At 32.2% G+C, this 13556-nt stretch carries 15 protein-coding genes; 10 read left to right on the plus strand and 5 right to left on the minus strand.

Annotated features, from left to right (window positions below):
* Positions 1 to 63 precede the first annotated feature (63 nt).
* The 4 genes from purU to LQ677_RS05655 all read left to right on the plus strand — a co-directional run bounded on the left by purU (position 64) and on the right by LQ677_RS05655 (position 3457).
* The gene (gene purU, locus LQ677_RS05640) at positions 64 to 906 is read left to right on the plus strand and encodes a formyltetrahydrofolate deformylase (protein ID WP_037589969.1); all 843 of its coding nucleotides are present in this window, start codon (positions 64 to 66) and stop codon (positions 904 to 906) included.
* Positions 907 to 993: 87 nt separating this feature from the next.
* Positions 994 to 1938, plus strand: coding sequence for a magnesium/cobalt transporter CorA (gene corA, locus LQ677_RS05645; protein WP_191835708.1), 945 nt, complete (start codon positions 994 to 996; stop codon positions 1936 to 1938).
* Between the two features lie 69 nt (positions 1939 to 2007).
* Positions 2008 to 2877, plus strand: a complete 870-nt coding sequence (locus tag LQ677_RS05650; RefSeq protein WP_191835709.1) for an ROK family protein — start codon at positions 2008 to 2010, stop codon at positions 2875 to 2877.
* A gap of 13 nt (positions 2878 to 2890) precedes the next feature.
* Entirely contained in the window at positions 2891 to 3457 is a 567-nt protein-coding gene (locus LQ677_RS05655) for a GNAT family N-acetyltransferase (protein ID WP_037589965.1), read from the plus strand.
* Positions 3458 to 3867: 410 nt separating this feature from the next.
* Here the strand turns inward: LQ677_RS05655 and LQ677_RS05660 are convergent, their stop codons facing one another.
* Together LQ677_RS05660 and LQ677_RS05665 are read right to left on the minus strand one after the other, a co-directional pair.
* Positions 3868 to 4050 carry a hypothetical protein gene (locus LQ677_RS05660; RefSeq protein WP_025906889.1) on the minus strand — a complete coding sequence of 61 codons (183 nt, stop codon included), beginning with the start codon at positions 4048 to 4050 and terminating at the stop codon, positions 3868 to 3870.
* An 84-nt stretch (positions 4051 to 4134) separates the two neighbouring features.
* On the minus strand, positions 4135 to 4737 hold the full coding sequence (locus tag LQ677_RS05665) for a nitroreductase family protein (RefSeq protein WP_037589109.1): 603 nt from the start codon (positions 4735 to 4737) through the stop codon (positions 4135 to 4137).
* Positions 4738 to 4923: 186 nt separating this feature from the next.
* Here LQ677_RS05665 and LQ677_RS05670 point away from each other — a divergent pair, with 186 nt between their 5' ends.
* A complete protein-coding gene (locus LQ677_RS05670; RefSeq protein ID WP_191835710.1) occupies positions 4924 to 5640 on the plus strand; it encodes a tyrosine-protein phosphatase in 717 nt (238 codons plus the stop codon).
* A 74-nt stretch (positions 5641 to 5714) separates the two neighbouring features.
* On the opposite strand, the gene LQ677_RS05675 is transcribed toward LQ677_RS05670, so the two are convergent.
* Complete coding sequence (locus LQ677_RS05675; RefSeq protein ID WP_239748161.1) at positions 5715 to 6905, minus strand: MFS transporter; 1191 nt, start codon at positions 6903 to 6905, stop codon at positions 5715 to 5717.
* A 119-nt stretch (positions 6906 to 7024) separates the two neighbouring features.
* Here LQ677_RS05675 and LQ677_RS05680 point away from each other — a divergent pair, with 119 nt between their 5' ends.
* The gene (locus LQ677_RS05680; protein WP_025906885.1) at positions 7025 to 7396 is read left to right on the plus strand and encodes a winged helix-turn-helix transcriptional regulator; all 372 of its coding nucleotides are present in this window, start codon (positions 7025 to 7027) and stop codon (positions 7394 to 7396) included.
* A gap of 53 nt (positions 7397 to 7449) precedes the next feature.
* Here LQ677_RS05680 and iadA read toward each other — a convergent pair whose 3' ends face one another.
* On the minus strand, positions 7450 to 8595 hold the full coding sequence (gene iadA, locus LQ677_RS05685) for a beta-aspartyl-peptidase (RefSeq protein ID WP_191835712.1): 1146 nt from the start codon (positions 8593 to 8595) through the stop codon (positions 7450 to 7452).
* A gap of 206 nt (positions 8596 to 8801) precedes the next feature.
* Here iadA and LQ677_RS05690 point away from each other — a divergent pair, with 206 nt between their 5' ends.
* From LQ677_RS05690 to LQ677_RS05700, 3 genes are read left to right on the plus strand one after another with little or no spacing between them, the layout of a single operon-like run.
* A complete protein-coding gene (locus LQ677_RS05690) occupies positions 8802 to 10349 on the plus strand; it encodes a M4 family metallopeptidase (RefSeq protein ID WP_126477728.1) in 1548 nt (515 codons plus the stop codon).
* A gap of 52 nt (positions 10350 to 10401) precedes the next feature.
* Positions 10402 to 10542 (plus strand): hypothetical protein, encoded by a 141-nt coding sequence (locus LQ677_RS05695; protein WP_159315477.1) that lies wholly within the window; start codon positions 10402 to 10404, stop codon positions 10540 to 10542.
* A 22-nt stretch (positions 10543 to 10564) separates the two neighbouring features.
* Complete coding sequence (locus LQ677_RS05700; protein WP_037589104.1) at positions 10565 to 11404, plus strand: helix-turn-helix domain-containing protein; 840 nt, start codon at positions 10565 to 10567, stop codon at positions 11402 to 11404.
* Positions 11405 to 11459: 55 nt separating this feature from the next.
* Here the strand turns inward: LQ677_RS05700 and LQ677_RS05705 are convergent, their stop codons facing one another.
* On the minus strand, positions 11460 to 12095 hold the full coding sequence (locus tag LQ677_RS05705; protein WP_191835713.1) for a hypothetical protein: 636 nt from the start codon (positions 12093 to 12095) through the stop codon (positions 11460 to 11462).
* A gap of 159 nt (positions 12096 to 12254) precedes the next feature.
* Here LQ677_RS05705 and LQ677_RS05710 point away from each other — a divergent pair, with 159 nt between their 5' ends.
* Positions 12255 to 13556 carry a Na+/H+ antiporter NhaC family protein gene (locus tag LQ677_RS05710; RefSeq protein ID WP_191835714.1) on the plus strand — a complete coding sequence of 434 codons (1302 nt, stop codon included), beginning with the start codon at positions 12255 to 12257 and terminating at the stop codon, positions 13554 to 13556.

Genomic DNA, 13556 nt, shown 5'->3' on the forward strand with positions numbered 1-13556 from the left:
ATTAAATTTTATAATAGTTGATATTGTAAGAATATTTCCAAAATTAATCAAAGGATGAGGCACATGAGTAAGCATTATATTTTATTGGCTGATTGTAAAGATGAAATTGGCATTACATCATTAATATCCACTATTATAAAAGATACAAATTCAAATATATTTCATTTAGATCACTATACAGACATTCAAGAAGAAGAAAATCATTTATATTTACGTATAGAATTTGATAAAAACGATGAAGTTAAATCACTTTTAGAGAATGAACTGACAAATAGAAAGATTAATTTTCAAATCTTTGATGCTGAAGAAAAAGTGAAAACAGCGTTACTTGTGTCTAAAGAAGACCATGCGTTAAGTGAAATTATGTTACGTGCGAATCGACAAGAATTTCCGATTGAAATCAGTTGCGTCATTAGTAATCACGAGAATAATCGCAAATTTGTTGAAGATATGGGCATTCCTTTTCATCATGTTAGCGTAACAAAAGAAACAAAGCGTGAAAGTGAAGATGAAATTACAAGCATTTGTGAAAGCTACAATGTTGATTTACTAGTACTTGCGAAATACATGCAAATATTATCACCAGTATTTGTTGAAAGACATCACTTGAAAATTATTAACATTCACCATTCATTCTTACCGTCATTTATTGGTGCGAACCCTTATAAACAAGCCTATACAAGAGGTGTTAAATTAATTGGGGCGACGAGTCATTATGTGACTGAAGACTTAGATGCAGGACCAATTATTGAGCAGGATGTTGTAAGAGTTAATCATAGATATACTGCACAAGATATGAAACATACAGGTAGGCATGTTGAATCTCAAGTATTAGCGAGAGCGGTGCAATGGCATTGTGAACATAAAGTTATCGTAAATGGTAATAAGACAGTAGTATTTTCATAATTTATTTTTAGTAGTGAGTATATTTGCTCACTGCTTTTTTAGTTGTATAATATGAAATAAAGTAAAGCGAAAAATGGTGTGAAAAAGATGATTAAAACTTATTATGTCAATTTAAAAGATGAAATAAAAGAAACCAATTCACCTAAAGATATTTCAGAAGAGAAAAAATGGATATGGGTTGATTTAAATGAACCAACTAAAGAAGAATCTGAAATATTAGTTGATTATTTTAATTTTCATCCTTTATCAGTAGAAGACGCAACGCAAGTACAACAAAGACCGAAGTTTAAACAATATGATGATTATCAATTTATTGTATTCCATGCATTGGATCTAAAGACTTTAGAATCTGAAGAAGTGGATATATTTATTGGTGATGATTTTATTGTGACATTCCATAGAGAACGTTATGAAGAAATCGATACGATCAAAAGAAAGTTATTTAATGAAACAATCGAAATAAATGAACCTAAAGATATACTATTACATATTCTAGATGATATAGTAGACAACTATTTTCCGTTTATTTATGACATTGAAGACAAGGTGTTTAATTTCGAAGATCGTCATAATTTAGATATTACAACTAAGACGTTAATCGATGACACATTTGATTTAAGACAAGAATTGTTGATTATTAAAAGAACTGTTCAACCTATGAAGGATTTAGTATATAGAATGCGTGAAGGTAAAGTGTTGCATCTTAATGAACAACAATTTCTATATATTACGCATATTAATGACCACCTTATGAAACAAATGGAAATGGTAGATTCGTCACGAGAAATGACGAGTGATATACGAGATAATTATATTTCTTTGAACTCATTCAAGATGAACAATATAATGAAAATATTAACCATTTATTCTGTTGTGTTTATGCCTTTAACTTTAATTGCAGGTATTTACGGGATGAACTTTACGAATATGCCAGAACTCGAATGGCATGATGGGTATTATATTGTTCTTGTTATTATGGCCGTTATAGCAATTATTATGTTAATCGTCTTCAAGAAGAAGAGATGGTTCTAATGAACGTATGCGTTATGATTTAGAGTATGATTTGTGAAAATAAATAAAATGGGAAAGAGTGTGATATAAGTGAAACTTCTAGGTGCGATTGAAGCGGGTGGAACGAAATTTGTATGTGCAGTTGGTGATGAAGATTTAAATGTAATTGAACGCATCTCTATACCAACAACTGAGCCGTCAGAAACATTACCTAAAGTTATAGAATTTTTTAAACAATATCAAATTAGTAGTATAGGTATAGGATCATTTGGACCGATAGATATCAATAAAGATTCTGATACATATGGATATATCACTTCGACACCAAAAATTGCGTGGCAAAATTTTGATTTTATAGGAGCAGTTCAAGAACATTTCGACGTACCTGTAGCATTTACAACAGATGTAAATGCCTCTTTATACGGTGAGTATAAAAAAGGAATCGCAAAAAATATTGACTCAGCTGTTTACTATACAGTAGGTACTGGTATCGGTGGTGGTGCGATCGTAAAAGGGAAAATTGTTCAAGGGTTAAGTCATCCTGAAATGGGACATATGTCTATTAAAATTCATAAAGATGATCAAGACTTTGAAGGTAATTGTCCGTACCACGGTAATTGTTTAGAAGGTTTAGCTTCAGGTCCAGCAATCGAAAAAAGAGCAGGTATTTCTGCAAAAGAAATTCATGAAAATGCTCAAGACTGGGATATCGTTGCTTATTATATTGCACAAGCAGCACTTAATACAGCACTTATGTTGTCGCCTGAAAAAATCATTTTTGGCGGTGGTGTGATGCATCAATCACATTTATTAAAAAAAGTGCATGAGCAATTTGAACGATTAAATAACAACTATATTGCAGTGCCACCAGTAGAAGAATATATTGTTACGCCAAGTTTAAATGATGACCAAGGTATAATCGGTTGTCTAGCATTAGCGTTGAACGAATATCAATCATAAGTAGGTGTTAAGTATGGATGTATTAGTCGAATTAGCAGAAAATCAAATATTGGAAACAGAAAGACTTATATTAAGACCTATTAATTTAAATGATGTTGAATCATTATTCGAATATGCATCTGATGTTGAAAATACAACACATGTATTTCCAACACACTTATCTAAAGAAGAAACTAAAAGTGTAATTGCGGGATATTATATGAACGCACCATTAGGAAAGTATGGTATCGAATTAAAATCCGAAGATAAATTAATAGGTACAATTGATTTAAGAGTTGAGCAAGAACATAAACGCGGAGAACTCGGTTATGCCCTTAACTTAAAATATACAGGTAATGGCTATATGACAGAAGCAGGATTAGCATTGCTATCACTATCATTTGAAACATTAGGACTTAATCAAGTAAAAGCAATGCACAGTACAATTAATCCGAAATCAGGCGAAGTGATGAAAAGACTCGGCATGAAGAAAATAGGGGTCATGCCTAAAAACAGAATTCATAAAGAAAAAGTAGTAGACGATGTCATTTATGCCATAACCGATACAGAATATGCAGAAATGGTAAAAAGTGAGAAGTAGTAGTGTGTAATGGTGTGGGTGGTGTAAGTTTGAGTATTGGGTCTTAGCTTAAGTACTGAATAAAGCCAAGAGATCGCCCAAGTCATGGCTTAAGTACAGAGTAAAGCCAAGAGATCGTCCAAGTCATGGCTTAAGTACTGAATAAATCCAAGAGATCGTCCAAGTCATGGCTTAAGTACAGAATAAAGCCAAGAGATCGCCCAAGTCATGGCTTAAGTACCGAGTAAAGCCAAGAGATCGCCCAAGTCATGGCTTAAGTCCCGAATAAAGCCAAGAGATCGTCTAAGTCATGGCTTAAGTACCGAATAAAGCCAAGACTTTCCCACCATCCACCCCCCAAACAAAAAACAAACTGAACTTACATAAGTTCAGTTTGCTCATATTGCTCCTAATCGGAAAGCAGCTTATGGTTAAGCTGCTTTTTTCATTTTTGTTAAAACTTTGAGTCCATATGCAAAGATACCGTATCCTACTAATGAACTTGGTAACCAAGTTTTAGTTAATGTGCTATCATTTTTTCTACTGAATAATGCATATGGCACGAACGTTGAAATTAAGTAAAGTACTAGAACCTTTTGATAACGTTTGTTCATCTTAAACACCTCACTTTGTTACTTTCATTATAATACTTTTTTATGCATGAATGAGGTGAGTTTTTTACAAATTTAGAACATTCTTTATTCGAATTTCGCAAATGCTGATGCTGGTATGCGTGAGGCTCTATCATTATTCATTTCACCTTTACCAATTGAGATAAGCATTGCTGGTACTAAGTTATCTTCAATATTAAATGCATCAATTACTGCTTGTTTGTCAAAGCCTATCATTGGGCAAGTTGCGAGACCTGCGTCTTCACTGACTAACATTAAACTCATCGCAAATAATGAAGCGCCACGTATTGCTTCGTCTCTTCTGTTTGTATCACTTTCAAAGAATTGGTGGACACTTTGTATTAATCCTGATTTTTTATCAGCTGGTATATGTTTATGGTCTATCCAATCATCTGCGATATCACCAATTGTTTCATGTGCATTTAAGTCACCTAAAATGATAAATGTCGCGCTAGATTCTTTTATTTTAATTTGTTTATTAGCTGCGTTATATAATTTTTCTTTTGCTTCATCTGTATCAACAACAATTACTTTCCATTGTTGTAAGTTCCAAGCTGAAGGTGATAATGCAGCTTGATCTAATAAATTATAAATTGTTTCTCTATCTAAATCGTATGGCTCATAAGATTTAACAGAGCGTCTTTTTTCTAATGCTTTTGCTAATTCCATGTTTTTCCCACTCCTTATATGTCGATATTTTTATGTTCATATAAAATAGTTTTAAAAACAACTTTTCTGCTTATTTGCAAAAATCAGTCATTTTAATACTGGTTAAAAACAGTTATTTGTTACAATATAAGTAATAAGGGAATAAAGTTGTATGATTTTAGTTACGTGATAAAAGGAGAGGTGCACATGATAGATATTCATAATCATTTATTATATGGATTAGATGATGGTCCATTAGATGAGGAAAGTATGCTTGAACTTGCAAGAGAAGCTGAGAAAATTGGTATAACAGATATAGTTGCAACACCTCATTATATAAAACATCGGTTTAGAAATAATGCCGATATCGTAAAAAGTAGAACTGAAGAAGTACAATCTCTATTAAATGATCATCATATTGATATTAAAGTTTATCCTAGCCAAGAAATTCATATGTTTGGCGAAGAACTTGAAGGATTAGAATCTGGTGAATTGTTACCTATTACTGAAGGTTCAAGATATGTGTTAATTGAGTTTCCATTTTTCTCGATACCAGAATTTGCTGAACTAACATTTGAAAAGTTATTTAATGCTGGATACCGTCCAATATTAGCTCATCCAGAACGTATCATTCCGATTCAAGATGATCCACAAATTTTATTTAATTTAATTGATAGAGGCGCATTATGTCAAGTTACAGCAGGCTCTTTAGTGAATAAATATGGCGAAGATGCTAAAAGAGTAGCTGATTATTTATTAGAACAAGATGCTATTCATATTCTTGGAAGTGATGCTCATAATACATCCAATAGAAACTTTCATATTAAAGAAGCATATGAATTTTTAGAACGTACGAAAGGTATTGAGACTGTCACACGATTGAAAGAGAACGCACGAAAAATATTAAAAAATGAAGAAATTTGAAGTATTTAAAAAGCGAGAAACGCATGAGGTACCCGTTGATATCTCATACATTTCTCGCTTTTTTATTATTATTATTAAGTTGTTTGTAAAGGTTCAGCTGTTTCATGCTTGTTAACGACAAACATTAAAATACTTGCTACAAGCACCATGATAAATGCGAAATAAGGCGTGCTAGATAGTGTTAAGTAGTTTAATATAAATCCACCGATAACAGAACCAAGTGTAATACCTATGTTAAATGCAGAGATGTTTAAACTTGAAGCGAAATTGACAGTTTCTTTACTATTACGTTCAGCAAAAAGTACGACAATAAGTTGTAACCCGGGAACATTCATAAATGCGAATAGTCCCATTAATAATATACTGATAAGGCCAACTACATGAAAATGTATCGTAAATCCAACAAGTAATAACGTTAATGCTTGTAAAAGAAAAATAATCGTTAATGATTTCGTTGGCGCATGGTTCGTTAATTTTCCACCTAATGTATTACCAATCGCAACCATCACACCATACAATATTAAAATAATGACAATACTATTTGAGTCATAACCTAATATATTCGTTAAAATTTCAGTCATATAAGTGTAAACAACAAATGTACCACCATAGCCAAGCGCTGTAATTAAATAAATAGACATAAGCGGTTTGTTTTTAAAGATAGCAAGTTGTTTAATAATAGGTGCTTGCTCATATTCTGTTAAATTTTTTGGAACGAATGATATATTTGCGATTAAACTAATGAGTCCTATCAAAGCAATCGTATAGAATGACATTTCGTAACCGAAGTTTTGACCGACCCAAGTACCAAATGGGACACCTGTAATCGTTGCAACTGTTAAACCTGTAAACATCATGGCGATGGCACTTGAGCGTTTATGCGCAGGGACTAAGTCAGCTGCAATGGTTGTTGCAATAGACATGAATACACCATGTGAGAAAGCACTAAGCACTCTCATAGCGAGTAATAAACTAAATGATGTTGCAAGTCCTGCAAATACATTAGCAATAATAAACACAACCATAATGAGTATTAAAACATTCTTTCTTTTCATATTGTTTGTTAAAGGCGTTAAGATAGGTGCGCCAACTGTAACACCAATAGCATATAAAGATACAGTAAGTCCTGCTAATGGGATTGTCACATCAAAGGCATCTTTAATTAATGGGAGTAATCCTACGCTAATAAATTCAGTAGAACCAATAGCAAAAGCTGAGATAGCAAGTGATATAAGTGCGAGTTGATTCGAAAATTTGTTTTTCAATTTTTATATTCCTTCCTTTGTTATAAGATATGTGATATTTTAAAACGTAATAAGACAAATAGGAAGTACGCACTTTAAAGTCATATAGGTACTAAAAAGTGCCTTAGGGAGGAATCATGATGGAAGTTACGGAATATAATATTGGTGTAGAAGCAACAATAGATGTCATTGGCGGTAAATGGAAGCCAGTGATACTGTGTCATTTAAAGCATGGAACAATGCGAACATCTGAACTTAAAAAAGCTATTCCGCATATTACACAAAAAATGTTAACGCAACAATTAAGAGAATTAGAAAAAGATGGCATTATTAATCGAATTGTATATCAACAAGTACCACCAAAAGTTGAATACGAGATATCAGAATATGGTAGTACACTAAATGAATTACTAGAGCACTTATGTAAATGGGGAGAATTCCATATTAAAAAACGTAAAGAAGATGGGGAGCAAATAGAGCTTGATTCCGTAGAATTTATAGATGGAATTTAAATAGGAAGTGTAAATAAGCAGGGACAAATTTTTGTCCCTGCTTGTTTTGTATTTTATTCAAACATACCTTTTCTAATCATTTGATAATCTGAAAGCATATGTTGTCCTTTTGCAAATACATCTTTTATTTGTTTCTTTTTCGGATTAATTATTAATATATCTGCATCATAGTGTTCTTCGATATGACCTTTATGATGTAGTGTTAATACGTTTGCGACATTAGAAGTAAATAAAGCAATCACTTCTTCCCAGTTCGAGTCTTGTACCAATAAATTAAATAATTGGTCTGTTAGCGTGCTGCATTTTGCAACATCATAACCTACAAGTTGATTGTGTTTATCGAATTTAGGTAAACTGCCATGTCCATCTGAAGAAACCGTCAACTTCGAGATGTCTCCTCCATGTGCTCGGTAATAATTGACGTATTCTACAGTATTTGAACTTGCTGTTAAGTCAACATACACACCTTTATGACTTAATGAAATACCTTCTTCTAACAAATCTATCCCTTTATCAAAATGTGTCACATATAGTTTGTTCGGTTTAACATCAAAATGATCGATTAGGTCATGAATTTGTTTCAGTTTATGTTTGCCTGTACCTATATGAAAATGTGTTACACCAGCTTTTCCACTTAGCATTCCGCCTACTGTTGTGTCAGCCACAATTCTTGCAAGTTCTTCAATTGTTGGAATAGATGATCTGAAATCATTTATAGCAATCTCACCAGTGCCAATCACTTTATCAATTAAAAACAAATCTTCTTTGATGGAGTTTGTAATTGTAGTAACGGGCAAGTGATAATTACCTGTGTACATATATGTAGAGACACCTTCAGCTTCTAATGCTTGAGCCTTTGCATATAAACTCGTTAGTGTTCTAGAAATACCATCTGTACCTATTAAGCCAACTACGCTTGTAATACCATTTGATATTAAATTTGTTAATTGAACTTCTGGCGTTCGCGTCACATAACTCGCTTCTCCGCCACCTCCAAGCAAATGAATATGTGGGTCTAAAATCCCAGGCATAACCGTATATCCTGTAGCATCGATGATCTTTAAGTTTGGATCCAGTTGCTTTATTAATTCAATATCTATATCTCCGATTTTAATAATAGATCGCCCTTGAATAAGTATCGATTGCTGACCCTTATAGTTCGGTGAATATACATCACCATTTTTAATAATTGTAAACATCAGCATCCTCCTTTAAAGCTTTCATTATATATATTTTAGTGTAAGTATGTCGTTAAATCAAAATGTAGCAAATCAAATTAATATATGTGGATATTCTATATGTAATATAAATGTAATATAAAATTACACTTTTTATAATGACTTTATACTTCATGTTATATATAATTAAATTGTACTTATTCTAAAAATATATAGGGGTGGATTAAATGTATCGATCGAAAAAAATTTTATCAGTAGGTTTTACTTCAGTTATGGCTTTGACTTTAGGATTATCAAATGTGGCTAGTGCGAAAGAAAGTAGTCCTTTAGATCAAAAGGAATTAAAATCAATTCCTAAACAAGAAATAAACACAAAAGCTGAAGCGCAAGAGATTTTGAGTCAGTTACCAGGCAATCCAAATATTAAGAAAAGTTACAAACAATTTGAAGTAGCAAATGAATTTAAAGATAACTTAGGATATACGCATTATACTTTAAAACCTAAAGTAGATAACTACGTTGTCGAAGATAAAGAAGTCAAGATACATACCAATGATAATCAAGAATTAGAGCTCGTCAATGGGGATGTCAATACAGAAAAAGTTACATATACAAATAAACAAAGTTTATCTAAAGATGAAGCGGTTAATAAAGCTTTTGAAAGTATCGGCGTAAGTCAAAATGAAGTGAAAAATATTAAAGGACAAAAAGTCGTTAACAAAGATGAACTAGTGATCAATGCTGAAAAGAAAAAATTAGTCTATAATGTTGAAATTATTTATTTAGATCCTAAACCAGCACGTTGGGAAATTAAAATTGATGCTGAGACTGGTGAAGTTGTAAGTAAGAAAAATAAAATTGAACATATTGCCGGAAGTGGTGTAGGTGTTAATGGGGATACTAAAAAGCCACTCAATTTAACAAAAATAAGCAATGGTTATGGTTTACAAGATGAAACACATTCTGGAACAATCCATACTTATGATGCAAAGAATGGTACGTCTAGCTTTTCACTTATGACAGATACGGATACAAACTTTAATAGTAAAAATCAAGCTGCAGGAGTGGATGCCCATTTTAATGCTGCTAAAACATATGACTACTATTTAAACACACACAATAGAGATAGTTATGATGGAAACGGTGCAGAAATTAATTCTATTGTTCATTTTGATAGAAATTATAATAATGCCTTTTGGAATGGCCAATACATGGTGTATGGAGATGGAGATGGTAGAACATTTACATCATTATCAGCTGCAGATGATGTTGTTGCACATGAATTAACACATGCTGTTACAGAACATAGTGCAAATCTTGTATATGAGAATCAACCAGGTGCTTTAAATGAATCAATGTCAGATGTGTTTGGTTACTTCGTTGACCCTGAAGACTGGTTAATGGGAGAAGATGCATACACACCAGGTAAACCAGGTGATGGATTAAGAAGTCTTTCTAATCCAGAACAATATAATCAACCTGCACATATGAATAATTATCAGAACTTGCCAAATACTGAACAAGGTGACTATGGTGGCGTGCATATTAATAGTGGTATACCGAATAAAGCAGCTTATTTAACAATTACTAAAATTGGAAAAGAAAAATCAGAAGACATCTATTATAGAGCTTTAACACAATACTTAAGTTCAAACTCTTCATTCTTAGATGCTAAATTTGCGTTAAAACAAGCAGCATCTGATTTATATGGTGCAAACTCAACAGAAGTACAACAAGTGGTCAATGCTTGGAATTCAGTAGGCGTAACTGGATAAAATAATTGTATTTTCACACATTGAGACTTAAAATAAAGAGGAGGACATTAACATGCAGAATCCGAAACATATGATACATCGTAAAATGCTTATGAATCAAGGTCGTGTATATTTGACGGGACAAATATGCACAGCAACACCGATACCAGATGATATGCATAGCGTGGGTTATTCAAACATGTTAATTCGATAACTGAATACGGGGAGCGTTATATATGAAATTAGGAGAACGTGTCAAACAAAGGAGAATAGATTTAAAGCTATCTCAACAGAATTTAGCGCAAGGTATTGCGACTCAAAGTCAAATTTCAAAAATAGAAAAGAATGAATTACAACCGGGATCTCAACTACTATTTAACATTTCAAGAAGATTAAATTGTAGTATGGACTATTTATACATTGGCGATGAGTTAGATACACAATTAGAACAGAAATTAAAAGTAATAGAAAGATTGTTAGAAGAGCGTGATTATGATGCGCTCATACCTATTATAGATGGCAATTATTTATCTAATAGTTCAACAGATGAAATTGCTGCTTCGAAGTGGGTAAGATCGATTATTACTTTTTATAAGCATGATGATGTTGAACAATCTCTACAACTAATAGAAGAAGCTTATCGTTTAATGGATCATAATATGTATGAGAAATTACAAGTTTCTATCTGTAATACGCGCGCAATTTACTACTATAGACAGAATGAAAATGAAAAAGCAAAGTCATCACTAGAACAAGGTTTAGAAATTGCTAAACGCTATAATGTAGACGATAATTATCAAATCAAATTGTTATATACATTATCTAATATTTACTCGAATGAAAAAGCTTATGACAGATGTTTAGCTTATGCTCAATCTGCATTAGATATTACGATTAAATCGAATAGATATATGTTATATAGTGAATTAGTTTATAATATTGTGCAATCACGATTAGAGATGGGCATTCTAAATGATACAGATAAGAAACAATTAGATATTGCACTTTTCTTAAGTGAACAATCTAAAAAACATAACATCACAATATTAATTAGAGATTTAATGAAAACTTTATAAACAAAAATACTTTCATAACCAATTCTTTTAAACGAATGGGATATGAAAGTATTTTTTATTTTTGAATGACTTGAAGTATGGTCTCTGTCGTTAATTCAGATTCAAGTTTAGAAGCTGATTGTTGAATGTCTTTAAAGTCATGTCTTTCTTTATAAGGATATGTATAATTGAGCGTCTTTAATATATGTAGGACAATCGCTTCTTCTAATATGACATGTTTATTGTTCAAAATAGTCGTCGTAACCATTTCAGGGTAGTATTCTTTAATGATTTCATATATGTATAACTTCGCAAAATAATACGCTATCACATCGTATAATAAATCATATTTATGACATAGAGATTCTATAAATAAATATAAATGTGCGTTATCTTCTAATTGAATTGAAGCATCTTCTTTATATGTCCCAACAAGAAAATAAATATCTGGCTTTAAATATGTTTGATATTGCTTTAGAAATTTCAGCCTTACTTCAAAGATAATATGAACCAATGTTGTATTTATTTTTAAAATTAAGGGAAGGTCTTGTTCTAATTTTAGAAGCGTTGGATGGATATTTTGACATAGTACATGTTCATCATAACCTGCATGCTGAAACTCTGTATGATACTTTGTAAAATATGAAAGCCTCGACTGTTCATTTAAATGAAAGTTATTAAAAAAATCATTAATTGTATTACTAATAATCATAATTGAACCCCTTAACATTTGCTTTAATCTTATGATAGTTATATTACCTGATTTTGATGATTTAATCATCAAATGGTAAAATTAAAAATTAATATTTGACGAGAAACAATATGTACTGTACCCTTTTAAAGTATTCAAGATATATAAGAGGAGAAAATAATGAATCAAATTAATCATAAAGGATCATTTATAGCTTTATTACCGTTAATCGTATTTGTAACGCTGTTTATAGGTACTGGATTAATCATGAAAGATTTTAATTACTTACCTTTAAATGTAGCGATTCTGATTGCAGCAGTCTTTGCATGTGCCATGTATCCAAAGACGCCTTTAGCTAAAAAATTAGATATATTTACAAAAGGTGCAGCTCATCCTAACATTTTATTAATGGTATTTGTCTTTTTAATGGCAGGTGCATTTAGTCAAACAGCTAAAAGTATGGGGGCTGTAAGTTCAACTGTTAATTTAGGATTATCTTTAATTCCCGGACAGTTTTTATTAGCAGGTTTATTCATTGTTGGTGCATTTATTTCAGTAGCGATGGGTACATCAATGGGAACAGTAGCAGCATTAGCACCAGTAGGCGTAGGTATCTCAGAAGCAACAGATATCTCACTTGCTTTAACAACAGCAACTGTCGTAGGTGGTGCAATGTTCGGTGATAATTTATCAATGATTTCAGATACAACCATCGCAGCAGTTAGAACACAACAAACGAAAATGAGCGATAAATTTAAGATGAATTTCTTAATTGTATTACCAGGTGCTATCTTAACAGTGCTTATTCTATGGTTTGTTACAAAAGATGCAGGTATGACAGATGCTAGCCAAGGTGGCTATAGTATCATTAAAGTCATTCCATACTTATTTGTATTAATTAGTGCATTATGTGGAATGAACGTATTGATGGTATTAGTGTTTGGTGTCATCGTAGCAAGCTTAATAGGATTGTTAGACGGTTCATTTACACTAGCAGAAAATTTAAAAGCAATCTCAGATGGACTTATCGGCATGCAAGATATTTCTATGATCGCATTATTAATCGGTGGTATGATTGGTCTCATAGAATACCATGGCGGAATCAAATGGTTGCTCAATACCGTAACGAAACGCTTGAAATCTAAACGAGGTGCAGAATTTGGAATTGCCAGTTTAGTAAGCGTGACAAATTTAGCAACAGCTAACAACACAATTTCAATCATTACAGCAGGACCACTCGCAAAAGAAATAGCAGATGATTATCAAATTGATCGCAGAAAATCAGCAAGTATATTAGATATATTTGCAAGTACAGTACAAGGAATTATTCCATATGGCGCACAAGTATTAGCAGCAACAAGCGTCGCAGGAATATCAACAGTATCACTATTACCTTATTCATTTTATCCATATTTATTAGGCATATGCGGTATCGTGTCTATTATAATAAGCTATCCACGTAAGAAGAAAGAAGCGGAGTAA

Origin of the sequence: Mammaliicoccus sp. Q-M61, assembly GCF_022386055.1 — a bacterium.
Classification (GTDB): Bacteria; Bacillota; Bacilli; order Staphylococcales; family Staphylococcaceae; genus Mammaliicoccus; species Mammaliicoccus sciuri_A.